The organism is Massilia sp. MP_M2, assembly GCF_039123635.1.
Taxonomy (GTDB): Bacteria; Pseudomonadota; Gammaproteobacteria; order Burkholderiales; family Burkholderiaceae_D; genus Telluria.
On the sequence record NZ_JBCHJF010000001.1, the window covers coordinates 495,727 to 518,401 of the forward strand.

Consider the following 22,675-nt stretch of genomic DNA (forward strand, 5'->3'; position numbering starts at 1 on the left):
CCTCCAGCATGGTTTCCACCACGCTTGCCCACGACGCCCCGGTCGGCATGTTCGACTCGGGCGTCGGCGGTCTGTCGGTGCTGCGCCACATCCAGGCGCAGCTGCCGCATGAACACCTGTTGTATGTCGCCGATTCCGGCTACGCCCCGTATGGCGACAAGCCGGAGGCGCTCGTCATTGCGCGCGTGCTGGCGATTGCTGACTTCCTGATTGCGCAAGGGGCCAAGGCGATCGTGGTGGCGTGCAATACCGCCACTGTGGCGGCCGTGCGCGTGCTGCGCGACGCGCATCCGGAAATGCCGGTCGTGGGCGTGGAGCCGGGCCTCAAGCCTGCCGCTGCCTTGAGCCGCAACGGCAAGGTCGGCGTGCTGGCCACCGAGCGCACGCTGCGCGGCGCCAAGTTCCTGCAACTGCGTGATCAGATCCATCGCGATACCAGCGTCGACTTCCTGCTCCAGCCGTGTGTCGGCCTGGCCGACCAGATCGAATTTGGCGAGGTTGAATCAAGCATCACGACGGCCATGCTGGATCGCTTCATTGCGCCGCTGCTGGCGCAGGATGCCGATACGCTGGTGCTGGGCTGCACGCACTATCCGCTGGTGCGTGGGGCGATCGAGCGGCTGCTGGTGGATGCGGGGCGTGGTGATGTGGGGCTGGTGGATACAGGGGACGCTGTGGCGCGGCAACTGGCGCGCTTGCTGGTGGCTGGTGGGCTGGCGCGGGCTGCTGGTTCGGATGCGCTGCCAGCTGGTCTGACGGGCTATACGACGGCCAGTGCGGCGGCGCTGACGGCGGCGTTTCGCAGCCTGCTGGGGATCGATCCGCCCGTGTACGCAGTCGACATTGCCGAGCCGCAAGCGCCCTCTGCTTCGCCATGCAATTAAATTTGCAAGCACGGGCTAAAGTTTATATAATCTTGTTCTGTCGCGGAAACAACGAGACAGATCTAGTAGTTCAGTGGTGGCTGTAGCTCAGTTGGTAGAGTCCAGGATTGTGATTCCTGTTGTCGTGGGTTCGAGCCCCATCAGCCACCCCACAGAATGCAAGCAAAAAGCCCAGTCTTCGGACTGGGCTTTTTGCGCTCTGATCCGAGGAATAGCCAGAGTTAGAAAGCAAGAGTCTCACATTCGGACACGTCCTCAACACTGAACCTTTAGTCCTCGCCGCACAGCATCGAGTTTCATTGCTCAGCAAACTTCCTCAGCTCTTGACGCTATGTTAAGCATGGAGCTCGGGGCCGAATCCCCCACTCCAGACCTGCCTGGCTTTTCTGGCTTCCATGGCCTTTACTAGTGACGGCTGTGTCAGTCCTTGATAGAAGTCAGCTTGCTGTAATGCACACTTTGTCAGTATCACCTCTCACATATGGAGGTCACGATGAGGCAAGAACGGCAGTGGGGTGACACGATGTCACAGAGAGTCTGGCGACGCATTAGGCGCACGGCGTGTGCACGGTTACAGGGACGATGGAACACCAGCATTGCGTATCAATGTCGCGCTACTCGCTCTGCCGCAACCGAATCAATGGAGGTCATTTTATGTCCTCTCATCCTGCTATTAGCCCTAGTGCCTTTAGGGGCGTCAGCGGAGCCGCATCCACCGGCCATGACCGGCGAACAGTTCGTGCGCGACATGGTGGCAATGCCAGAAAACGATCTTGCGTCGCTCCGCCGCGAGCGGGCGACGGGATATATGGATGGAGTGCTCGACGGCACCGTCGGCGTGCGGTGGTGCCCAAATGGTCAGCCCGTCGCGCATGAGCTCAGCTATGAAGCTGCTGCACAGATGAAGCGCCTATCCCCACATCAACTTACGCGGAGCGCGGCTGAGTTGGCCTTATCGATGGTAAGCAGGATCTATCCGTGCCCAACGTCAGGATCCAAGCCATGAAACCGGGATTTATACAGTTGCTTAAATACTATCCCGCACAATCTTCGCGCGGCGAATTATATGGCGAGATCGGCTGGGACGACCTGATCGACAACCAAAGCTATATGAACACATGTGCAGTGCGCATGAGTTACGGGCTGCTACGGGCTGGTGTGCCATTGCCTGGTGCTCGCATGAAAGCGAAGGCTGGTGTGCTTGCTGGCAAGCTGATCGAACCTGGACAGGAAAAGCTGTCGAAAATTCTCAAGATGATCTGGGGGTGGCCCGAGGTCTACACCGACGAAGACGATGCGCGCGCAGGTATCGGCAGTCGCAACGGCGTCGTGTCCTTTTTTCGCATCGGGGGGGGGGCGGTAGGTCACATAGACCTGATCGTGCATCGACCCGGGAGCAGATTCCAGGATTGCGCGCGCACTTGCTTTTGGGCGGCAAAGCCGATCTGGTTCTGGCCACTAAATTGATCGCTTTGTTGGAGCCCTAATTCGGCCAGACCTGAACCGTCTTCATGCAAGAGTAAAAGCCGGGATCAGGTCTGACATTTAGACACGTGCTCTACACCCGGCTGTATATCACTAATGCGATTGGGAGGGCTATGGCATATTTCATATATTCTGGGGACGTGGACAAACTAAACGGTCGCGCACCATTTTCAAACGGCAAGTGTGCGGCGCTTGTGCAGGCAACGACAGGTGTTGGGCATACAAGCCGATGGAGGCCAGGACCTCGGGTAGTCGACCTGAGCTATTTGAATCGAGGAACGGTGATCGCGAACTTCGTATTCGACAAGCAGGGTAATGGGCGCTTCCCGAATCAGCATGGATACCATGCAGCGCTGTTCGTGGATTTTTGCGAGAGGGGCGTATCGAGCACCAAAGCAAAGAATATACGGGTCATGGACCAGTGGCGCACGCGCATCCCAAACACCGTCAGGCAGCGGGAAATCGCCGCGCGGAGCAAAAGTAAGGCCGAGGGAAGCGCCTATTCCGACTCATATAACGCAGATTAGATCTACATGGTTGTTCCCAAATGAAGGCAGCACTACTCGCAATCATCTTGGTTTCTGGCACTGTGCAAGCAGAGGTAATCGACTGTCCTGCGAAGAATTCTGGAGCGCGACTCATCGGAGCCGGCATGTTTGAAGGTGATGAGAAACAGTGCGAATTGATGGGTGAGACGAAAACGGTGCACGGCGGCCACGATGTCAGATTCGGCTTCAATGGTGACGGGGTGAGGTGGATAGCCTGCTGGTATGAGCCCACCACCGCTCGCTGGTATCGCGTTAGCGCTTCCGCGAAACATTGCATACTCAAGCAGCGAACACTGGAGTCGCACCGAGTGACAGCATCCGTCCAGTGCAAATGATTTTGCACCCCTACTTCGGCCAGGCCCAAAAAAAGTAGCGTCAAGTCAGAAAGGTAGGGGGCGGGTCCGACATTCAGACACGTGCCCCAGATTCATCCTGTTGTTCTTGCAGCGCGGCAAATAATGTCTTGGCTAAGCCAAACTTTTCAGTCGTCGACGTTATATAAAGCCTGAGCTCGTGTCCGAATGTCAGACCCGACCCCGGCTTTAGTTTGAGTCAACGGCTGGCAATCATCACCTGCTCCACCCCATTCCACACCAGTTGCGTACTCAAATCCCGCGACGCCGACAGTTTGCCGTTGACATACAAATTGGTCCGCAGTGCATACCGTCCCTGCGACGCATCCTTCGGCAGCGTGATTTCAAACGAGTTCTCGAAGCGCCCACCCGAGTTGTTGGTCAGCGCCTTCGAGCCCGATTTGAATTGCTTGCCATCCTGATCGAACACCACCAGCTCTTCACGCACTTGCATGACCGGTGTCGTCGCCCCGTTGACCAGTTCAACCGTCGACGTCACCACCACCGGTTTGCCACGCTGCACCGTGCTGGCGTTCAGGCGCGGCTGGTACGACACCACTTGCGGCTCGGCTGGCAGGCGGCCGCGGGTGCGGATGAAGTCGTTGTCGACCTGGGCGGCGGTGCGGGTCTGGCGTGATTGCGAGTTGATGGCCACGCAGCCGAGTGCGGCCACGATGCCGCCAGCGGCGGCGCCGCGTGCTGCGCCGCGCTTGCCATCCATCAGCGCGCCCAGCAGTGCGCCGGCTGCGGCGCCCATCAGCGCCGACGAGCCAACGGCGCACGGGTCCTGCTCGGCGGCGACGCCGCCCTGCGGATACTGCGTTTGCGACATGCCGCTCTGGCCCGTGGTGGCGCAGCCGGATACGAGGCTCGTCAGCAACGTCAGCACAACGATCTTTTTCATTGGCGTTTTCATGGTTTTCCCTGATGAGACTGCATTATCTGATGGTGGTTTCTTCTTGCAGCATCTGGCGTTCGCGATCGCGGATCTGCTGCATCATGCTATCGAGCTGCGGATTGTTCGGGTCGGCCCGGCGCGCGCTTTCTACATACGTTCTTGCGGCATCAAATTTTCGCTGCAACAGCGCTTGCTCGGCATCACGCAGGAACATCGTTGCCATCGACGTGCGCTGCGCTGCGCCCGTGTCTTGGGTAGCAGGCGCAGTCGGCGCACGCGGCGCCGTCGGCTCCTGTACCTGGCTTGGCGCACGCTGGACCGGCGCGGCGCCCGGCATGAAGACCTCGGCAGGTGGTGCCGGTTGGGCGGCAGCCGCGGCGGCGGCGTCCAGTGCGTCGACCTCCCATTTGAGCTGGTTCAGGCTGGGTTCGTCGCGATTCAGGCCACTCAGTTTGGCCAGTGCTGCCCTGGCTTGCGCCTGGTCACGTGCATCGAGCGCGCTGCGCACGTCAGCCAGTGCTCCCTTGATGGATTCCTGGGTCGCCTCCAGCCGGGTGCGCAAGGCTTCGGCCTCCGGCTTGTTTGAACACGCCGCCGTCAATTCGTTCAGTCCTGCGCGCGCACGACCAGGCCGGCTGTCCTGCAACAAGCCGTCGATTGAACGGAAGTTGCGCAGGCAAGTGTTGTCGGTCTTTTCTGCTGCCGCAATGGCGCGTTGCAGGGTGTTGACCTTGGCGCGGTCCTTCTCGCCGCATTCGGCGCTGGCTCGCAGTGCCTGGGTGCGCGCAGCGGCGATATCCCCGGCCGTGACCGCCTTGGTGCCCAGATCGAACGCCGATTCGCAGGCATTTTCCTCGATCACCGGCTTGTCGCCAGAGCCCATGTTGTAGAGCACGACCAGCAGCAGCACGAGCCCGCCGGCGATCCACTTGCCCTTCCCGCCTTTGCGCGTTGCGGGCGGTATCGGCGCGCGATCGACCGCAGGCCGGGCAGGCGTCGCGGGCGCAGATGGGGGCGCAGCAGCAGCAGGCGTCGCGCTCGCCGCCGGCGTCGGCGTCGGCGTAGGCGCGGGCGCAGGTTGCGGCCTTACGACAGGCGCGGCAGGCACAGGCACACTCGGCGGCGCGGTTACCGGCACCGCAGCAGCAGCAGCAGCAGCGGCAGAAACCGCAGCAGCAGGAATAGAAGCGCCCCCGCCCTGCCCGACCCTGCGCACCGCCCCATCCACCCCTTCACCACAGAATGGACAAAACGCCACCTCACCCTGCAGCGTTGCGCTGCAGCCAGAACACTGTTTCAAAGTCTCGTCCTCACAGCATCGGTGGCAACGGCGGCGGCGATGCCGGCGCCCCGAACAGCATCGTCAATTCCGGCAACTGCGCCAGCTCGCCCCAAACCGCAAGACCGACGCGCCACACCTTCGTGCCAGCGACCACGACCTGCCCCGCCTGCACCATCTGCACGATCTGCTGCGCGCTGTACGGCCCGAACTGCTGCCCGCCAATGCCAAGGTGATATTGATGCTCGACGAGCGGTGGCGGCATCCCGCCCAGTGGCGGTGGCGTGGCGCCCAATAATGGTGGCATGCCAGGCGCGCCAGCCGGGAACCTGGCAACAGGCGCGGTAGCCTGCGGCGCCAGCAACCCATCAAGCTTGCCGGCGTTGAACGCATCCGGCTTGATGACGTATTTCAGGCGCAGATGGCCATCCTCGCCCGGCTCGCGCACTTCCCAGTCATACGCGTCTTCATCCGAATCCGGCACGACGCTTGCCCACTCCGTCAGCACCTCGAGCAATTGCTCGTCCGCGCGGTCGATGTCGCGCTGGCTCATGCCCTTGCGGCGGGCCTTCTCGGCCAGCTCCCGCTTGGCTTCGCCGGCAATCGCGCTGGCAAAGCCCTTGCGGTCATCCTGCGCGCCGGTCGCGTCTTCCACCAGTTTTGGCGTGTAGACGGCCGTCTCGTAATAGCTGGCCAGCGCCGCCAGGGCGACCGTCTGGCTCGCGTCGAGCTCGGCCAGGCGCTCCTGCACGCGCTCGACGATGGCGTCGCGGTAGGTGGCCGGCAAGCCGTTCTGGCGAATGGCGCGTTCGTTGCCGATGCGGCGCACGTCGCCGCGCGCGACGGCAAACTGGTACTGCCCGCGCGGAATCACGCGCTGGGTCGAGCGCGTCAAAATGCCCAGCATGATCGCCTGCAGGTACTGCTTGAAGTCTTCGGCCAGGCGGTTGATCTCGTCGGTCGTCGGCGCCATTGGATGGCTGAACTGGGTCGAGTCGATGTGCGTGTGGGTCGGGTTCTTTTCGGCTTCCTTGCGGTAGCTGGTGCGCCACCCTTCCATGCCGCGCAGCACCGTCATCGGGATGCCGGACAGCTCGCAGTAACAGACAGCGCGGCCCGGCACGCCGGTCTCGACGATGGACAATTGCGCCGCGGTGATATTGGCCTGGGTCGGCACGCAGGTGTTGAGTTCGGCGCCGAACAGGCGTTTGAAACGGTCGGCATTGGCCACGCCCACGAAACACTTGAACTGGTCGGCCTTGACCGTGAAGTCGCCCGACAGATTCGCGTCGATCCACGGCATGGCGCAGGCCAGCAGTTTACGGAAGCGGTCCATCCGTTCGGCCGGATTCATCTGTTCCAGCGCTTCGATCAACGGATCGTGGTCGACGGTTTCGGCGTCGCCCGCACCGGCCAGCGTCAACTGCCGCTCGGCCATGCGTTTGACTTTGTTGATGATCTCGCTGCGCTGTGCGGTGTCGCCCAGCATCGGGAACAGCACCTTCGAGCCGCCCAGATCCTTGAACGCTTCGTCGGCCCATTCGCGCAGTTGCAGCGCGCCAGGCATTGGCACGTTGCGCTCGGCCACCGGCACCGTGATCAAGGTGGCGTGGTCCTTGTTCAGGTCTTGCTGGATGATGGCATTGGCGTGCTGCAGCTGGCCCAGCATGGCCAGCACGGCTTCGCGGCCGGCCTGGAATTCGCCGACCAGGCCGTTCCAGATGGCGCGGCCCTGCGCGTCGACGCCGTTCTTTTTGCCCAGCCAGGCGGACAGGTCGGCCATCAGGATCGCCGCTTCGTCGGCGGCCTTGGCGCGCAGGTGGAACTTGAGCGCGTTGGCAATTTCGGTGCGCAGATGGTCCAGCACCGTGACCGCCTGCTTTTCGTTATTGCTGCTGAAGAAGCCGCCCCGGGTCTGTTCGAGATTGGCCAGCAGGCGTTCGTATTCGCGGGTGCGCACCGCTTCCTTGATTTCGCGGTAACGCTCGCTGTTGAGCTTGAGCGCGCTGATCAGGCCCGTGCCCGGTGCTTCCAGGCGGTCCTTGATCTGCTCGACCAGCGACAGCACGTATTCGAGGCCGCCGAAATCCTTGTTGTCGAGGTAGGCGTAGAGCTGGTCGCGGATCGCCTGCTTGATGCGCTCTAACACCTCGCGGCGGCGCTTGACCACGCGGTCTTCGGTCGTGTCGGCGGTGGAATCCTGGTCGCGCACCGAGTCGCGCTCGAGCTGCTGGACGGTCTCGCGCACCTGCGTCGGCCACTCGGCGCGGTCGAACCCGGTGCGGATGCTGTCGATGCGTGCATTGACGCGCTGCTCGACGCCGGCCAGCAGCAGGCCGTGCTTGTCCTGCAGCAGGTCGTCGACGAGGGCGTAATCGAGGAACTCGCCGCTCGAGCGTTTCAGCTCGACGTTGCGGTCGGAGAAGGTCGGAAAATCGCTGAACGGCGCGGCGCGCAGCGCCATCTGGGCCGCCATGAATTCGTCGCGCTGCTTGTCGGTGGCGCGGTTCACGCCCGTGTCAACGCTGCCCACGCCAAAGAAGGCCTTGAGCATGGCGCCCGCCCAGCGGTGCGCGCGCTCTTCGCGCCGCGCTTCCTGGCGCGTGTCGAGCACGGCCTGGCCAAACGATGAAAATCGCTTCGAGTACGACAGGCGCATGTCGGCAAAGCGGTTCTTCGGCACCAGCGCATCGTGCAGGAAGTTCTTGTGCTGCGCCTGATTCACGGCCACCGAGCGCTTGCGCCGCGCGAAGTCGCCCGAGGCGAAGTCTTCAAACAGCGTGTCGGCCACCATGTGGTAGACATCCTTGACGTCGTTCGTGTGCTGCTGGGCCAGGTTGCCCGAGTCGATCAGATAGACTTCGCTGTACGGTTCGCGCGGCAATTCGGGCTGGTCGTAGGCATCCCAGCGGCCCACGTAACCCTTGTTGCCGAGCATGGCCGATTCGAGCTCCATCAGCGCGGCGTAGCCGTTCGCTTCGGTGCGCTCCTTGTTGGCGCCCGCGTAGCCGGTCGGCAAAAACAGCATCAGTTCGACGTCGGCATTGCCCACTTCGGACTTGGCCAGCCAGCGCGCCAGGAGGCCCATGTCGAGGAAGGCACCCGAGCCGGTGCCGCCGGCCACCGAGCCCACGATGACGATGCGGAACTTTTCGGTTTCCATGCGCAGGCCCAGGCGCGCCAGTTGCTGCTCGTGCGACAGGCCGGCCTTGAGCGTCTTGAGCTTCAGGCGGATCTTGTCGCGGATCTTGGTGTACTTGTCGAACAGGTACAGGCGCGAGACAGCGCGGATCTGGCCCGCGCCCTTCGATGGATCGATGCCCAGTTCGCGAATCTTTTTCGGCGTCAGCGACAGCCATTCCTTGATGTGCGGATATTTCTCCAGCGCGTCGTCATCACGGCTGTACTTGTCCATGTCAAACGCTTCGACGATTTTTTCTTCGTCGGTGAACTTGACCTGGTCAAATTGCAGGTCTTCGGCCTGGGCGCGGCCGCTGTCGATGACGGCGCCCGTGTCGAGGTCGAACTGGATGAACTGCGCGACCGGAAATTCGGCCAGGCTGTCGACGCGGGTGCGCGAACCGTTGCCGCCCCACAGCGTGTTAAGGATGCGGCGGCGTACGCGCATCAGCACTTCCATGCCGGTGCCGCCGATGCCGATGAACAGCGTCGGCCGCAGGTCGATGCTCTGCTCCTGCTTGCGTTCGCCGGTGCCGGCGCCGATCGTTTGGTTCAGATTATCTGCCATGTCGCGTAGTCCTAATGGGGTATTCGGGCGCTTATTTACGGGAAGACAGCAGCATCAGCACCAGCGCAATCAGGCCGATCAGCGTCAGTGGCCCGATGATCAGGGGCGCCATGAACTTCGGCGCATTGATTGCCGCCAGCACGACGCCGGTCGACAGGCTGGCCAGAAAGATGAACAGCCACCAGCCAGCCGCATTCGCCTTGCCCGGCTGGATACGTTTTGCCACCAGCGTGTTGGCGTAGGCATTTTTGGCAAAGAAAAACGCAATGAACAGCACCAGCAGGACGCCGCCGCCGATCAGCGCATCGCGCGACGACGTGTCGACGTCGGTGGTCACCGGCAGCGATTGGACGGTCTCGGCCGTTCCCGTTGCCGGGGTCGCCGGCGCGGCGGGCGCCTGTTCGCCTTCGACCGGTGCCGGCAGGGTAAAGCCTGCGTTTTCTTTTGCTTGCTGCGTCATGCCACGTTCTCCTGGAGGGTGTGAGGACTACTTGAATGGATTACGACGCGATGGTCAACGTCTGGCCAGGCTCGACCTGGACGACGGTTGGGCCGCCGAGTCCGCGCCGGATCTGGCCGACCGCGGCGCCGTCGTCGGTCTTGATCGCCAGCGACTTGAACGGCTTGAGCAGCACGTTGCGGCGCACACCGTTGACCATGATCGGATAGCGCGTGGTTTTCATGGCCAAAAACGCCAGCGCAGCCAGCGCCAGCAGCAACGCCAGCACGCCGCCGACGATCACGAGCACGGGCGTCAATGGATATTGCACGCGCACGATCAGCGGCACCTGCGCGGTGGACGATTTCACGCTGTCGGGCGGAACGAAGACGTCCGACAGCGGATCGCCCGGGAACAGTTCCTGCATCTCGGTCCTGAACGATGCGGGCAAGGCCAGCCGTTGATCCCTCAGGCCCAGGCTCACCGACATCGGCATGATGACCTGCTTGCCCATCGCCGCGATCGCCTGACGCGACCAGGCCGACGGCACTTCTTCGAGCGGCAGCTTGAAGCTGACCTCGATCGACTGGCTGGCGCCCGGCGCGAGATTGCTCACGGCTGTCGGTGCCACCGTCAACGGCGTCGTGCCGGCGCGCGTGCGCAGCTGGCCATCGACCGTGGCCTGGGCGATCAGGTACGGATAGAACAGGTTCTGCAAGGACGCCTTCAGGCGCACTTGCGGTACCAGTTTGTCGGCGTCCACATCGAGCACGACAGTGCGCTTGTCGGTGCCCAGCGAAGCTGTCATGTTCGGGGTATTGAGGACGGCCTGGGGCACGATGCGCACGCCGTCCTGGTCCACCGGTTTCAGGCGTGCCGGTGGTTTGGTAAGAATGTTGGCGAGCCGGCCTTCGGCCACCATGCGGCCCAGCTCGTCGCCCGCTTCCTTGCCGTAGGCCAGCCCGTAGACCATCAAGCCCTTGGCGGCAAAGAACTTGCCCTGCACAGGCATGCGCAGCGGGAACACCACGGTGCGCGTGATGGATGGCTCCAAATGCAGCAGCCGGTAAAACTCCAGGTTGCGCGCCGCCGTGGCGGGGTCGTTGCCGGGGCTGTTCTTGTTGTTGGTAAAAATCCAGATGATGCCGGGGCGCGACTTGAAGGTCTCGCCTATGGTCTTGGTTACCGCTTCGCGAAAATCGGTGTCAGCCAGCGCACTGGCGCTCTTGCGCGCAGGCGCGAGCGGCGCCAGCCAGCCGGCCACCTGGGCTGCGCCATCGCCCTGCCCCAGCAATTGCGGCGAGACATTGCTGCCGCTGGACTGGCTGAACGCGAGCACCATGACCTTGTCGCCCGGGCGCGCCGCAGCGTTGGCCACGGCGGCGATCAGCGGCTTGAACTGTGATTGCGGATCGGCGTAGAACGGCTCCATCCAGCCGGAATTCTGCACCAGAAACGCTTGCTGGATCGCCTGCGCCGGCACGGCGCACAGCCCCAGGACGACGCTCACGAGCGCCGCGCACCACACGCGCGGCATCATTGCTGGACGTCCCAGCCAAGGATGCGCTGCATGCCGGGGTGGTAGACCCACAGGTATCCGTTGTGCAGGAAGAGGCGCAGTTCCCATGGCTTGCTGACGGCGATGGTGTGGAACACGATGTCGTTGTTCTCGTCATCGTAGACCAGCTGGGCGCGCATGCGTTCAGCCGAATTGAGCAAGGTGCCCAGGCCGGCGGTGCTGTCGATGCGCAGCCCCAGCACGGCGCTGCGCTCGCCCAGTTCGAGCAGCGGCACGACAACCGTGTTGGCCGCGCCGTCGTCGCCATGTTCCGGCTCGACCCACGGATCGGTTTTCAGCTTGGTGGCGAAGCGGTAATTGATGGTGCCAGAGCCGATGCGCGGATTGAGCGCGGCCACCTGTTCGTGCTCGTTGACGCCAAGGCGCACGTACACATAACTGTCGAGGCGGCTATCGAAGCACAACTGCCACAGCGAACCCGAGCGCGCCATGTGCGCGCTGCCGAACTCGAAGTGGGGCTTGATGCCTTGCGGCCAGGCCAGGAACGTGGCCGCCACACTGCCGTCGGTCATTTTCTGCAAGCGTAATTGTCCCGCCTCGCAGGGCCAGACCGCAAGCCGGCCATAGGCGCATGGCGCACCCATTTCGCCCAGGCTCCAGCGGCCATCGACGCGCAGTGGCGGACCGGCCACGCCATGGGCGTCGGCGAACACGAACTGCACCACGCCATCGTCATGGCGGATCGGCGCCCACACCTGGTGATCGAACGCCATTGGCGCGCCCACGACCGGGGCGTTGCCCACGTAATCGATCCGGAACTGCAGCGCCGCGAAATCGGGCACCAGCATTGCCAGGCCATGTTCGGTGGGGATATACAGGCGGCTGTTGAACGCGGCCGCCATCTCGGCGCGCCACGCATGCACCGGCAAGGTCGACTCGGACAAGAGGCGCGTGCCGGTGCCGAGCAGCGGCTGCCATTTCTGCGATGCGGGCAACCAGCCGAACAGCGCGCCCTTGCCCGTATCGAGCGCCAGCAAGACGGCATCGACCGTGCCGAACGTGCCCGAGAAAAATTCGTACTCGCCCGGTGGCGGCAGTGGCAATTCCAGGTCGGCCATGCTGTCGGCGTCATGCCGGCGCAGGCGATCGACCGGCACGCTGTGACGCGTGCGCTTGAGGCCCACAGCTTCAGGCATCCCGGCGTCCGTGATGGCCGACGCGCCGCTCGGCGCGATCCAGCTTGCGGCGCTGGGCCTGTTTGGCGCCAGCTGGGCGCCGTCAACGGGCGAAAAATTGAAATCGGGGGGATACAGCGTTGACGCACCGTTCGCACAGCGCATTTTCATGATGGTGGCAATGTCTGCTACACCCAATGAAGCGGCGACGGCGTTGCCCATCACCGTGCGATTAAGGCGAATCTCGCCATCGTTGGCTGCCAACGTCCAGCTGCCGGAAGCGAGTTCCCAATCAGCCGTTTTCTTATGATCCATCTTGTATTCCGCATTTCTCAAACACGATTACCCTTCGACTATTTTCAATATGCTTAAGCAAAAATAAGCGCTTATCAAAAACATAAAGGGAGCGACGCTATCTTACCTTTTTTTTGTCCAAGTGGAAACGCACTCGCTGCCTTTCCCGTCCTGTGCACAACACCCTGCGCCGCCTGTCAACGCCATCAATTCCTGGGGGAATGATGCACGGATTGGGCATGGGCGAATTCAGGTAGACTGCCGCAGTCATTATGTCGGTGGCGATGCGCGTGCCGTCTGGCGTGTTATTGACTGCCATCAGCGCAAGCCGGGAACTTGAAAGACGGTGGCTGGATTTGGCATGCGCTTTTTTCAAAACAAATCAATGCATACATTTACTCAATTTCCCGACCGCGAAGATATCGATGCGGCACTTGCAAACGGCAGCGTCACCTTTCTCGATTGCGTGCTCGACAACGCGGACCTGTCGCGGCTCGACCTGCGCGGCAGCAGTTTCATCAATTGCAGCCTTGCCGAAACGTCGTTCTACGCCGCCAAACTGGCACAGACGACCTGGCAGCGCTGCCGCGGCCGGCAAGCCGATTTCGAGGCGGCCGACCTGACCGATGCGCAATTGCGAAGCTGTGACCTGAACAACAGCAGCTGGCGCCGCGCGCGCCTGGCCTCGGTGACCTTTACGGGCTGCAAGCTGACCGGTGCAAATTTCGAAGAAGCGGCGCATCTGGGCTTGACCTTCGAGGAGTGCCTGCTGATCGGCGCCGACCTGCGCCGCATGTCGTTTCGCAAATCGACGTTGAAGGGACTCGATTTTTCCGATGCCGACCTGGCCGCCTGCGATTTTCGCGACACCGTGTTCGAGGGCGGCAGCCTGCGTAACGCGAGCCTGAAGCAGGCGCGCTTTGATCACGCCGACCTGCGCGAAGCGGATCTGTCCGGTTTGACGCTGGCCGACGTCAAACTGTTCCAGGGCGCCTGGATCACGCCGCGCCAGGCGGCCGAACTGATCAGCGAACTGGGGCTGCGCGTGGCGTGAGTCGCGCGCCAGATGTAACAATGCAGTGACAATTCGGGTGATTCGGCAGCACTATGCGACAATCCGTCGGTTTTCTACCAGTAATGAGCCTCACTGCTGCTGACGGCCTTGGCGTTTGCGCCAGTGGCGGCTCACCGCCTCGCCATGCTAGAGCACAGCGCCATTCCCGAGATCTCCCGTCTGACCGCTGCAAAGCGCCCCGCGGTGCGCAATGCCGTGCTGTTCGTGATCGGATTGTGCCTGCTGCTGCTGGCGATCCAGATCTCTGACAGCTGGCGCGCGCGCAAGGAACGCCTGGCCGAGGTTGCCGTGGCCACCGCCAATATGTCGCATGCGCTCGCAGCGCAGGGCGAAAGCGCCGTGCGCGTGGTCGATACCGTGCTGGCCGGTGTGGTCGAACGCGTGGAAACCGATGGCGTCGACAATGGCCCGGCGCGCACCAGGCTGCAATTGCATCTGAAGAATATGGCGTCGCAGGTCGAAGAACTGCATGGCCTGTTCGTATTCGGCGCCGATGGGCGCTGGCTGATGACGTCGCAGGACCGCACGCTGCGCTACAACAATGCCGATCGCGAATACTTCCAGTTTCACCTGAAACACCGTGATCGCAGCGTGCATGTCGGCAAGCCGGTGCGTAGCCGGTCGACCGGCGCCTGGGTGTTGCCGGTGTCCCGCCGCCTTGACCATCCCGATGGTGCCTTTGCCGGCGTTGCGCTTGGCACCATCCGCATCGCGTATTTTTCGACACTGTACGAAAGCTTCAATGTCGGCCGCGCCGGCGTGGTCATGCTCACGCTCGACGATGGCACGATGGTCTACCGCCTGCCGCACAACGATTCACTGCTCGGCACCAACGTGCGCAACGGCCCGATCCATCAGATGTACTTGAGCCAGGGGCCGATCGGCTCCGGCATGCGCCGCTCCAAAATTGACGGCATCGAGCGGCTCTACAGTTATCGCCACCTCGATACCTACCCCCTGATTGTCGCGACCGCGCAATCGAAGCAGGAAATCCTCGAAAAATGGCTGCAGTCGATGCTCACGCAAGCGGCGATCACGTTCGTCGCCATCGTGCTGCTGCTGGGTTTTGGCTGGCGGCTGGTGCGCCAGATCATGATTCGCGACCACCTGCAAAACGAACTGGTGGGGGCGCGCGAACAGCTGCAAGAGCATAACCGGGCGCTGACGTTACTGGCCGACCATGACGGCCTGACCGGCATCGCCAACCGGCGCCGTTTTGAAACAGTGCTGACCAACGAAAAAGCGCGCGCGGCGCGTAGCGGCCTGCCACTGTCGATCGTCATGCTCGACGTCGACCACTTCAAGCGGTTCAACGATACCTATGGTCACGTGGCGGGCGACGCCTGCCTGCGCCAGGTGGCGGCGGCGCTGCGCGACAACCTGGCGCGCCCGGCCGATCTGGCGGCGCGCTACGGCGGGGAAGAATTCGTGGCGCTGTTGCCGGATACCGATCCGGCCGGGGCCAGGATGATCGCCGAACGCATCCGCTGCGCCGTGATGGCGCTGCAGGTCACCCACGCCGGCAATGACGCCGGCGTCGTGACGATCAGTGCCGGCGTGTACACGTCGCAGGGGGCCGGTTTGACCGGCAACGGCACGGTCATTACCGCCAGCAAATTGCTCGAGCGGGCCGACGCCCTGCTCTATCAAGCCAAGATGTCAGGCCGTAACCAGGTCTGCGGCGGCAACGACACGGCGGCGTCATGACTGCCGTAGATCGCCGCCGCCCGGTCCATCTGCATCAATAGCGGTTTGGATTGTTCGGACGGTCGTCGTGGCGGTTCGGGACGCCGTCGCGATCGCGGTCGCCACGTGGTCCGTTGTCACGGCCGCGCACTTCCTGACGCCAGCCGCCGCGCTCGAGGTGCCAGCCATTGCGGTCCTGACGCCACTGTGCACGCTGATAGGCATAGCCAGGACGCACTTTTTCCCAGTGGCCGGCCATCCACTCGTGGCGGCGACCGTTCCAGTTCCAGTAACCCGGCACCCAGTCGAAACCACGGCGTGCGTTCGGTACGGCTTCGCGGCGCAGGGCTGGCGGCGCTTTCTTGATGATGATGACGTCGGCGCGCTGATGATGCGGCTGCGCTTGCACTGGTGCGAAAGCCGACGTGCCGATCAGGAGCGCGGCAGCAGCAGCGGTGGCGGTCGAGAGGAAGGTTTTCATGGTGTGCTCCGTTTCTGTTGCTGTTTGTATGACCCCACTATAGCGAGCGCATGCAGCAAAAAACGGGATTGAACCAAGTCATTACAGTAGTAACATATGGCAACAATCTTGTAACAACCATGATTGTTCGGGGCGGGGGCGGGACCGGGGAAAGCGCGGAGAAATGGACTGCGGGGATGCTGAAACAACGCAGCCGGCACGTGGTGCCGGCTGCACAAAAGGAAGCGTGGATCAGTCCAGCTTGAACGCGTAGTCGATCTTGGTCCAGGTCTGTGCTGGTGCGCCATCTTTGGTGCCCGGCTTGAACTTGCACGAGGTCAGGCCCTTGACCAGCGCGCGGTCCAGGTTCTTGAAGCCGCTCGACTTGTCGATCTTCGATTCCGTCACGGTGCCGTCCGCAGTGACCAGGAACGACGCGGTCGTCGTGCCCTGCTCTTCATTCATCAGCGACGCCTTCGGGTACTCGATGCTGCATTTCTTTGGATCGAACTGGGCCGAGGTTTCAGCGGCAAAGCTCGCGCCGGCAGCGGCGGTCAGGGTCAGTGCAACGAACAGTTTAGCGGACAGGTTTTTCATGATTTTTCCCACGTGAGGTTTTTGAATTGAACGGCAATGGTCTTGGTATGCGCCGCACGGCTGGCCGGCGCTGGTCGACGACTTGAAATCAGAACTCTTCCCACTCGTCGGCGCTGGCGGTGGCGCTGACGGCGGCTTTCTTCGGCTTCGATGCTGCAACGGCGGCGTCCGATTTTTTAGGTGCAGCCGGGGTGACCACCGGCTTTTTCAGTGCCGGTGGCGCCGGGCGCTTGACGACCGGACGCGTCACCATCGCGGTGCTGGTCACGAACGGTGCCGCTGCCGGGGCCGATGTCGGGACATGGTGCTCTTCGCCCTCTTCCAGCTTGAAGATGCTGACCACGCGGGCCAGCTCGCCGGCCTGGTCCTGCAGGCTCTGTGCGGCTGCGGCCGCTTGTTCGACCAGCGCAGCGTTTTGTTGCGTCATGCTGTCCATCTCGATGATCGACATATTGACCTGGGCGATGCCGGCGCTCTGCTCGGCGCTGGCGTTGGCGATCTCGCTCATGATGTCGGTCACGCGCTTGACGCTCGAGACCACTTCGTCCATCGTCACGCCGGCCTGGCCAACCAGCTTGCTGCCGCGCTCGACCTTCTCGACCGAGTCGCCGATCAGCGTCTTGATTTCTTTTGCTGCCGCTGCCGAACGCTGCGCCAGGTTGCGCACTTCGGATGCGACGACCGCAAAGCCACGACCCTGTTCACCGGCACGGGCCGCTTCAACTGCCGCGTTCAGCGCCAGAATGTTGGTCTGGAAGGCGATGCCGTCGATGACGCCGATGATGTCCGAGATCTTGTTGGCCGACGTATTGATCTCGCCCATCGTGCCGACCACCTGTGACACCACATCGCCACCCTTGCGGGCCACGTCCGACGCGGTTGCCGCCAGCGCATTGGCTTCGCGGGCACTGTCGGCATTTTGTTTCACGGTCGAGGTCAACTCTTCCATCGCCGAGGCGGTCTTTTCCAGCGAGCTTGCCTGTAGTTCGGTCCGCGACGACAGGTCGATATTGCCGGCGGCGATTTCACGCGAGGCGGTGCCAATCGTTTCCGTACCGCGACGCACTTGCTCGACGATACCAACCAGACTGTTGCGCATTTCCTTCATCTCAACCAGCAGGCTGCCGCGGTCCGATGCCTTCGTGTCGATGACGATCGACAGGTCGCCATGGGCGATGCTGCCGGCGATTTTCGCCGTATAGGCCGGCTCGCCGCCGAGCTGCTTGAGCAGGCTGCGGGTAATGACCACGGCGGCCGCGATACCGATGATGACGGCCAGCACCAGCAGGATCAGCATGAAGTTACGGGCATTGGCGAACGCCGCTTCGGCATCGGCCTTGCTTTGTGCATTCTGTTTGTCTTCCAGAGCCGACAATGCGTTCAGGGCGTCGGTCCACTTGCGCTGCACCGGACGCACTTCGCGAATCATCACGCGGGTGGCGTCCATCGCGTTTGCAGCCAGATACAGTTCGGTAGCGCGGGCAATCGCTGGCATCGCGGTCGCTTCGTGTTCCTTGATCTGGTTCAGCAGCGTCGTTTCCTGGGTGTTCGCATGCTTTGCAAACAACGTTGCCAGCTTGGCCTGGGCGGCATCGTACTTGGCGGTTTGTTCCTTGAACTTGACGATTTCCGGTTCCATGTCGGCCGGGTCGGTCATCAGGGTCAGCACGCGCAGCGAAGCGAGGCGATCGCTGACGTTATTGCGCATTTCGACCACGAGCCCGGTCGATACATTACTGACGCTCACGACGTGATCGAGGCGATCCTGGATCTGCGCCATGCGCATGATACCGACCACCGCGACTGCGACCAGCAGTACCAGAACCAGTGCGAAACCGAGGGCCAGACGGGTGCCGACCTTCATGTTGTTCAAATTCATTCGTGTTTTCCCTGTAACTTATTGATCGAAACTCGCCCGGTTGAGATCGCGTCCCGCGATACGCCGTACGATACGCAAGTGAAATCTATGTTTCTTATAGTTTTCAGCTATTTCCCAAAGGATAAATCAAGATTTCCTTAACCAGACAGAAAATCTCTTTCTTAAATGAATTGTTTCACGCAAACAACAGCGCTACTATAGGTCAAGAAATGGAACAGGTGAACATTATGGAACTGAGGTTGCCCTTAGGCAAGCTTAATTGGTAATTGCGATAGTTTCAATGAAGAAATGTGTCACTTTGCCGACAGACGAAAAAAAAGCGTGCCGAGGCACGCTTTTTTTCAACGCAACGATGCTCAGGCGGTACTTGGCATTCGTGCTGCGGCGGCCAGCAGCAGGCGAGCATCGCCCTGCGCCAGCTGCTTCGAGTCCGACAGCGTCTGGCGGAAGGCGCGCGCGCCCGGCAAACCCTGCATCAGGCCAAGCATGTGGCGCGTGATGCTGTTCAATTTCAAGCCCAGCGGGCCGTATTGGCGCAGCTGGGCGTCGATGTACGGGATCATCGCCTCCAGCACGTCGATCCGCGTGCGCGGCGCGCGGGGCGCATCATAGAAACGGGCATCCCAGTCGGCCATCGTCCAAGGGTTGTGATAGGCCTCGCGCCCAAGCATGACGCCATCGACATGCTGCAGGTGCAGCGCGATCTCGTCGTCGCTCTTGATGCCGCCGTTGATGATGATCTCGAGGTCGGGAAACTCGCGCTTGAGTTCATACGCCACGGCGTAGCGCAGCGGCGGGATCTCGCGGTTTTCCTTCGGCGACAGGCCTTTCAGGATCGCGTTGCGCGCGTGCACGATGAACGTTTTGCAGCCGGCATCGGCGACCGTGCCGATGAAGTCGCGCACGAAACCGTATTCTTCATTGTGATCGATACCGATGCGGTGCTTGACGGTGACGTCGATCGAGACAGCGTCGCGCATCGCCTTGACGCAGTCGGCGACCAATTGCGGCTCGTTCATCAGGCAGGCGCCAAACGCGCCCTTCTGGACGCGCTCGGACGGGCAGCCGCAGTTCAGATTGATCTCGTCGTAGCCCCATTGCTCGCCAAGCCTGGCGCTCTTGGCCAGATCGCCCGGGTCGCTGCCGCCCAGTTGCAGGGCGACGGGATGCTCGACGTCGTCAAAGCGCAGATGACGCTCGGCGTCGCCATAGACCAGGGCGCCGGTATTGACCATCTCGGTGTAGAGCCAGGTGTGGCGGGTGATCTGCCGGTGGAAGACGCGGCAGTGGCGGTCGGTCCAGTCCATCATCGGGGCGACACTCAGGCGCCGCCCGCCATAGTTAGTTGCTGTCATTGCGATTCATGCTTGTGTGCGCCTACCCCACCCTGCGCGACACTCGTTGCGAAGAATTGGGGGGATGGCCTCGATCAGGAAGAAGGAAGAAGTTCGTTTGCCGAGCGAAATACGGCGACAATCGAACCGTGCATTCTATCGCATCCGGCCACTCAGCAGACGCGTGCCAACCACGCTACATCATCAACTGCAGGAAAGCGCCACTGAAATCGATCGCCTTCTCCAGCACCATATCGGCGCAATGTGCGCCGTCGAACATGATCTGTCGCTGGACGATCGCCGACATGGCCCCCTCATCCGCATGGCCAGACGCCGATAGTACGCACTCCCACTGCTCTCCGGCTTTTTTTACCGTGGTGATGGCAAGGGATCGGTCACTGATTTCAAAGGTTATAAGTTTCATCACATGTTCGCAGAATATGTGCCGAACTATACGCTAGAGCAACAGAAACCACGCGATTCAGTTACCTCAAAACAACACGCTAAGCACATTGTTGTTCTGAATCTTGTGCCTCACGCCGGCGCTGTCAAAAAAACGGGACCTGCCTGCATTCGCCATGCAGGCAGGTCCCGGATGACAACGTCGTACGAGTTAGAAGTCGACCTGCGCCGACAACAGCACCGTGCGCGGGGCCGCTGCCGTGCCGACCGTGGCCAGCGTGCTGCTCGACAGCCAGTAGCGCTTGTTGCCGGCATTCTCGACGCTGGCGCGCAGCACGACCGGCTTACCCATCAGCTCGGTACGGTAGCGCGCGCCGAGGTCAAAGCGTGTCCATGACGAGATGTACACCGTATTGGTGACATTCTGCGCCAGCTCGGCCGTGTGGACCGCGCGGGCATTAACGCTCAGGCCGCTAATCCATGGCAAATCCCAGTCGATGCCGGCGTTGAACGCGTTCTTCGGCACGCCCGTGGCTTTCTTGCCTTCGTTGATGCCGCCGGCAGTGCGTTGCTGCTTGGCGTTGTAGAACGTGGCGCTCGTCATCAGGCGCACGCCCGGTGCGGCTTCGCCGACCGCCGACAGTTCCAGGCCGCGATTGCGCTGCGTGCCGTCCAGGCTGTACACCGTCGTGAAGGGATCGGTGATCGCGTTCGGACGGTCGATCTGGAACACGGCGGCGCCGAGCAGCACGCGGCCGGTATCGACCTTCGTGCCCAGTTCGTATTGCTTCGACTTGAACGGGGCGAACACTTCGCCGGCGTTCGCGGCCGTTGGTGGGGCGGTGCTGCCGCGGCTCAGGCCCGACGTGAAGTTGGCGTACAGCGACACGTTTTCCATCGGCATGACGACCAGGCCCGCCAGCGGCGACACGGCGCTTTCGCTGTACGAACCCGTCACCGCGCCACTTGGCGCCAGGTTATCCAGCGATACCTTCTGCTTGCGCAAGCCGCCGGTGAACAGCACGCGGCCGTCCAGGAACGACAGCGTATCGGTCAGCGAGACGCTCGACAGCTCGGTCTCCGAGGTCTTGGTCGGCGCCAGGCGGTTGCCCGTCATCGGCGTGATCGCCACCGGGTTGTAGATGTTCGATAGCTGCGACGAACTGGCCGGGGCCGACAGGTAGAAACTGCCAGCTTCGCTGTCGAGGCGCGAGACCGAGGCGGTGATGAAATGCTTGATGCCGGCCGTTTCCAGGCTCAGGCGGGCGCCGACTTCGCCGGTCTTGCTGCGTCCGTAGGCGTCGTACCAGGCGTTGGTGAGGCGGAAGTTGCCGGCGGCATCGACCGCGCTCAAAGCGCGCGCCGTCGGGAAGTCCTGCTCGCTGGCGCCGTAGTGGTAGCCCGCCGTCGCGTAGACCATCAACGCTTTCGACACATCGTATTCGAGGCGCGAGGCGATCGTCGCATCGCGGAACTCGAGGCCGGCGCCACGGTACACGGCGCGGTGGCCCGATGGTGGCGCCGGGATCGACGCAATGTCGGGACGGAAGCTGTTTTGCGCGCGGAAGTTGTCGGTCTTTTCTTGCTGGCCATAGCTGTCCAGGGTCCAGCGCAGCGTCGGCGAGCGGTAGTCGAGCGCGATTGCGGCCAGGCCGAAGTCCTGCTTGCCCTCGTCGATATTGGTGTCGCCGCCACGGACCACGCCATTGACGCGCACGCCCCAGGCGCCATTCTCGCCAAAGCGGCGGCCGACGTCGACATGGGTGCCAAACAGCGCCTGGCTTTCATACGTGGCAGTCACGCGCGTCAGTGGCTGGTCGCCGGCGCGCTTGGTCACGATATTGATATTGCCGCCGACGCTGCCGTTCGGGCTGATGCCGTACATCAGCGTGCCCGGGCCCTTGAGCACTTCGACGCGCTCCATGATGGCGGCCGGCATCCGGTTCGACGACGACAGGCCGTACAGGCCATTCAGGCCGACGTCGCCACTGGTGACGTTAAAGCCGCGGATCTGGAAATCTTCACTGAAACCGCCGGTCGAGGTCATCACGCGCACCGAGGCTTCGTTGACGACGACATCGGCCAGCGTGCGCACCTGCTGGTCTTCGAGCATCTGCGACGTGTAATTGGTGGTGGAAAACGGCGTTTTCATGATGTCCGCCTCCCCCAGCACGCCCAGACCGCCACTGCGGCCGATCTGGCCGCCCGCGTAGGCGGGATCGGCCTGCATCTTCGCGCCGGTGATGACGACCTGTTCGACCGGGGCTGGCGCCATCTCCTGGGCGCTGGCTGCCAGCGGCAGCCACAGGATCGGTGCCGATGCAACGGCACCGCCCAACGCGCTCCTGACAAGGCGCGCAAGCAGCGAGTGGGCGTGGGGGGCTGTGGCGGATGACGACGAGTTGCGGAGGGGATTCATGGTGGGAAGGACAGACTGAAAACCGCATTTTATCAGTAATGAGAATCGTTATCACCATCATTCTCATTTAGACACTGCCGCATCCACCCGGCAAAAGAAATTTCAAAAAGAATTTAATGCCGTACGGAAATTTGTCGCCCTGTACTCATGAGAGCGAACGAAGCGCTCGAAATTACCGAATTCTCCCCCTACCTATTTCAG

At 62.2% G+C, this 22,675-nt stretch carries 20 protein-coding genes and 1 tRNA gene; 9 read left to right on the forward strand and 12 right to left on the reverse strand.

Annotated features, from left to right (window positions below; all coding sequences use genetic code 11):
• The first annotated feature begins 8 nt into the window (after positions 1 to 8).
• The 6 genes from murI (at position 9) to RCH14_RS24015 (ending at position 3,252) form a co-directional block, all read left to right on the forward strand.
• Positions 9 to 884: a glutamate racemase gene (gene murI, locus RCH14_RS02315; protein ID WP_343024545.1), complete on the forward strand. Its 876-nt coding sequence runs from the start codon at positions 9 to 11 to the stop codon at positions 882 to 884.
• A gap of 76 nt (positions 885 to 960) precedes the next feature.
• Positions 961 to 1,036, forward strand: a tRNA-His gene (locus RCH14_RS02320).
• A gap of 569 nt (positions 1,037 to 1,605) precedes the next feature.
• Positions 1,606 to 1,890, forward strand: coding sequence for a Rap1a/Tai family immunity protein (locus RCH14_RS24005; protein WP_407070038.1), 285 nt, complete (start codon positions 1,606 to 1,608; stop codon positions 1,888 to 1,890).
• Positions 1,887 to 2,351, forward strand: a complete 465-nt coding sequence (locus RCH14_RS02325) for a T6SS effector amidase Tae4 family protein (RefSeq protein ID WP_343024546.1) — start codon at positions 1,887 to 1,889, stop codon at positions 2,349 to 2,351. The genes RCH14_RS24005 and RCH14_RS02325 overlap by 4 nt, the downstream gene beginning before the upstream one ends.
• A 131-nt stretch (positions 2,352 to 2,482) precedes the next feature.
• On the forward strand, positions 2,483 to 2,896 hold the full coding sequence (locus tag RCH14_RS24010) for a BPSL0067 family protein (protein WP_407070039.1): 414 nt from the start codon (positions 2,483 to 2,485) through the stop codon (positions 2,894 to 2,896).
• A 20-nt stretch (positions 2,897 to 2,916) separates the two neighbouring features.
• Positions 2,917 to 3,252: an STY0301 family protein gene (locus tag RCH14_RS24015; protein WP_407070040.1), complete on the forward strand. Its 336-nt coding sequence runs from the start codon at positions 2,917 to 2,919 to the stop codon at positions 3,250 to 3,252.
• 217 nt (positions 3,253 to 3,469) lie between these two features.
• On the opposite strand, the gene RCH14_RS02330 is transcribed toward RCH14_RS24015, so the two are convergent.
• Genes RCH14_RS02330 through RCH14_RS02355 form a run of 6 tightly spaced genes read right to left on the reverse strand, consistent with a single transcriptional unit; the run spans position 3,470 to position 12,349 of the window.
• Positions 3,470 to 4,174 (reverse strand): hypothetical protein, encoded by a 705-nt coding sequence (locus RCH14_RS02330; RefSeq protein WP_343024547.1) that lies wholly within the window; start codon positions 4,172 to 4,174, stop codon positions 3,470 to 3,472.
• Positions 4,175 to 4,208: 34 nt separating this feature from the next.
• Entirely contained in the window at positions 4,209 to 5,468 is a 1,260-nt protein-coding gene (locus RCH14_RS02335) for a hypothetical protein (RefSeq protein WP_343024548.1), read from the reverse strand.
• A gap of 10 nt (positions 5,469 to 5,478) precedes the next feature.
• A complete protein-coding gene (locus RCH14_RS02340) occupies positions 5,479 to 9,195 on the reverse strand; it encodes a tubulin-like doman-containing protein (protein ID WP_343024549.1) in 3,717 nt (1,238 codons plus the stop codon).
• A 31-nt stretch (positions 9,196 to 9,226) separates the two neighbouring features.
• Complete coding sequence (locus tag RCH14_RS02345) at positions 9,227 to 9,655, reverse strand: hypothetical protein (RefSeq protein WP_343024550.1); 429 nt, start codon at positions 9,653 to 9,655, stop codon at positions 9,227 to 9,229.
• 40 nt (positions 9,656 to 9,695) lie between these two features.
• Positions 9,696 to 11,174 carry a hypothetical protein gene (locus RCH14_RS02350; protein WP_343024551.1) on the reverse strand — a complete coding sequence of 493 codons (1,479 nt, stop codon included), beginning with the start codon at positions 11,172 to 11,174 and terminating at the stop codon, positions 9,696 to 9,698.
• Positions 11,171 to 12,349, reverse strand: a complete 1,179-nt coding sequence (locus tag RCH14_RS02355) for a hypothetical protein (protein ID WP_343024552.1) — start codon at positions 12,347 to 12,349, stop codon at positions 11,171 to 11,173. Before RCH14_RS02355 ends, RCH14_RS02350 begins: the two co-directional genes overlap by 4 nt.
• A 13-nt stretch (positions 12,350 to 12,362) precedes the next feature.
• Here RCH14_RS02355 and RCH14_RS02360 point away from each other — a divergent pair, with 13 nt between their 5' ends.
• The 3 genes from RCH14_RS02360 to RCH14_RS02370 all read left to right on the forward strand — a co-directional run bounded on the left by RCH14_RS02360 (position 12,363) and on the right by RCH14_RS02370 (position 15,404).
• A complete protein-coding gene (locus RCH14_RS02360) occupies positions 12,363 to 12,638 on the forward strand; it encodes a hypothetical protein (RefSeq protein ID WP_343024553.1) in 276 nt (91 codons plus the stop codon).
• Between the two features lie 369 nt (positions 12,639 to 13,007).
• Positions 13,008 to 13,676: a pentapeptide repeat-containing protein gene (locus tag RCH14_RS02365; protein ID WP_343024554.1), complete on the forward strand. Its 669-nt coding sequence runs from the start codon at positions 13,008 to 13,010 to the stop codon at positions 13,674 to 13,676.
• Positions 13,677 to 13,820: 144 nt separating this feature from the next.
• Positions 13,821 to 15,404 (forward strand): sensor domain-containing diguanylate cyclase, encoded by a 1,584-nt coding sequence (locus RCH14_RS02370; RefSeq protein WP_343024555.1) that lies wholly within the window; start codon positions 13,821 to 13,823, stop codon positions 15,402 to 15,404.
• 34 nt (positions 15,405 to 15,438) lie between these two features.
• Here RCH14_RS02370 and RCH14_RS02375 read toward each other — a convergent pair whose 3' ends face one another.
• The 6 genes from RCH14_RS02375 to RCH14_RS02400 all read right to left on the reverse strand — a co-directional run bounded on the left by RCH14_RS02375 (position 15,439) and on the right by RCH14_RS02400 (position 22,393).
• Entirely contained in the window at positions 15,439 to 15,864 is a 426-nt protein-coding gene (locus RCH14_RS02375) for a YXWGXW repeat-containing protein (protein ID WP_343024556.1), read from the reverse strand.
• Between the two features lie 231 nt (positions 15,865 to 16,095).
• Entirely contained in the window at positions 16,096 to 16,440 is a 345-nt protein-coding gene (locus RCH14_RS02380) for an energy transducer TonB (RefSeq protein ID WP_183549598.1), read from the reverse strand.
• 88 nt (positions 16,441 to 16,528) lie between these two features.
• Entirely contained in the window at positions 16,529 to 18,319 is a 1,791-nt protein-coding gene (locus RCH14_RS02385; protein WP_343024557.1) for a methyl-accepting chemotaxis protein, read from the reverse strand.
• A 356-nt stretch (positions 18,320 to 18,675) separates the two neighbouring features.
• A complete protein-coding gene (gene dusA / locus RCH14_RS02390; RefSeq protein WP_343024558.1) occupies positions 18,676 to 19,674 on the reverse strand; it encodes a tRNA dihydrouridine(20/20a) synthase DusA in 999 nt (332 codons plus the stop codon).
• 175 nt (positions 19,675 to 19,849) lie between these two features.
• Positions 19,850 to 20,077 carry a hypothetical protein gene (locus RCH14_RS02395; protein WP_343024559.1) on the reverse strand — a complete coding sequence of 76 codons (228 nt, stop codon included), beginning with the start codon at positions 20,075 to 20,077 and terminating at the stop codon, positions 19,850 to 19,852.
• Between the two features lie 189 nt (positions 20,078 to 20,266).
• Positions 20,267 to 22,393, reverse strand: coding sequence for a TonB-dependent receptor (locus RCH14_RS02400; RefSeq protein ID WP_407070041.1), 2,127 nt, complete (start codon positions 22,391 to 22,393; stop codon positions 20,267 to 20,269).
• Positions 22,394 to 22,675 lie beyond the last annotated feature (282 nt).

What these genes read in the sequence shown, in the direction of transcription:
- murI (WP_343024545.1), top strand. Translation starts at nt 9, where the DNA reads ATGGTTTCCACCACGCTTGCCCACGACGCCCCGGTCGGCATGTTCGAC.
- RCH14_RS24005 (WP_407070038.1), top strand. Translation starts at nt 1,606, where the DNA reads ATGACCGGCGAACAGTTCGTGCGCGACATGGTGGCAATGCCAGAAAAC.
- RCH14_RS02325 (WP_343024546.1), top strand. Translation starts at nt 1,887, where the DNA reads ATGAAACCGGGATTTATACAGTTGCTTAAATACTATCCCGCACAATCT.
- RCH14_RS24010 (WP_407070039.1), top strand. Translation starts at nt 2,483, where the DNA reads ATGGCATATTTCATATATTCTGGGGACGTGGACAAACTAAACGGTCGC.
- RCH14_RS24015 (WP_407070040.1), top strand. Translation starts at nt 2,917, where the DNA reads ATGAAGGCAGCACTACTCGCAATCATCTTGGTTTCTGGCACTGTGCAA.
- RCH14_RS02330 (WP_343024547.1), bottom strand. Translation starts at nt 4,174, where the DNA reads ATGAAAAAGATCGTTGTGCTGACGTTGCTGACGAGCCTCGTATCCGGC.
- RCH14_RS02340 (WP_343024549.1), bottom strand. Translation starts at nt 9,195, where the DNA reads ATGGCAGATAATCTGAACCAAACGATCGGCGCCGGCACCGGCGAACGC.
- RCH14_RS02345 (WP_343024550.1), bottom strand. Translation starts at nt 9,655, where the DNA reads ATGACGCAGCAAGCAAAAGAAAACGCAGGCTTTACCCTGCCGGCACCG.
- RCH14_RS02350 (WP_343024551.1), bottom strand. Translation starts at nt 11,174, where the DNA reads ATGATGCCGCGCGTGTGGTGCGCGGCGCTCGTGAGCGTCGTCCTGGGG.
- RCH14_RS02355 (WP_343024552.1), bottom strand. Translation starts at nt 12,349, where the DNA reads ATGCCTGAAGCTGTGGGCCTCAAGCGCACGCGTCACAGCGTGCCGGTC.
- RCH14_RS02360 (WP_343024553.1), top strand. Translation starts at nt 12,363, where the DNA reads ATGGCCGACGCGCCGCTCGGCGCGATCCAGCTTGCGGCGCTGGGCCTG.
- RCH14_RS02365 (WP_343024554.1), top strand. Translation starts at nt 13,008, where the DNA reads ATGCATACATTTACTCAATTTCCCGACCGCGAAGATATCGATGCGGCA.
- RCH14_RS02370 (WP_343024555.1), top strand. Translation starts at nt 13,821, where the DNA reads ATGCTAGAGCACAGCGCCATTCCCGAGATCTCCCGTCTGACCGCTGCA.
- RCH14_RS02375 (WP_343024556.1), bottom strand. Translation starts at nt 15,864, where the DNA reads ATGAAAACCTTCCTCTCGACCGCCACCGCTGCTGCTGCCGCGCTCCTG.
- RCH14_RS02380 (WP_183549598.1), bottom strand. Translation starts at nt 16,440, where the DNA reads ATGAAAAACCTGTCCGCTAAACTGTTCGTTGCACTGACCCTGACCGCC.
- RCH14_RS02385 (WP_343024557.1), bottom strand. Translation starts at nt 18,319, where the DNA reads ATGAATTTGAACAACATGAAGGTCGGCACCCGTCTGGCCCTCGGTTTC.
- dusA (WP_343024558.1), bottom strand. Translation starts at nt 19,674, where the DNA reads ATGACAGCAACTAACTATGGCGGGCGGCGCCTGAGTGTCGCCCCGATG.
- RCH14_RS02395 (WP_343024559.1), bottom strand. Translation starts at nt 20,077, where the DNA reads ATGAAACTTATAACCTTTGAAATCAGTGACCGATCCCTTGCCATCACC.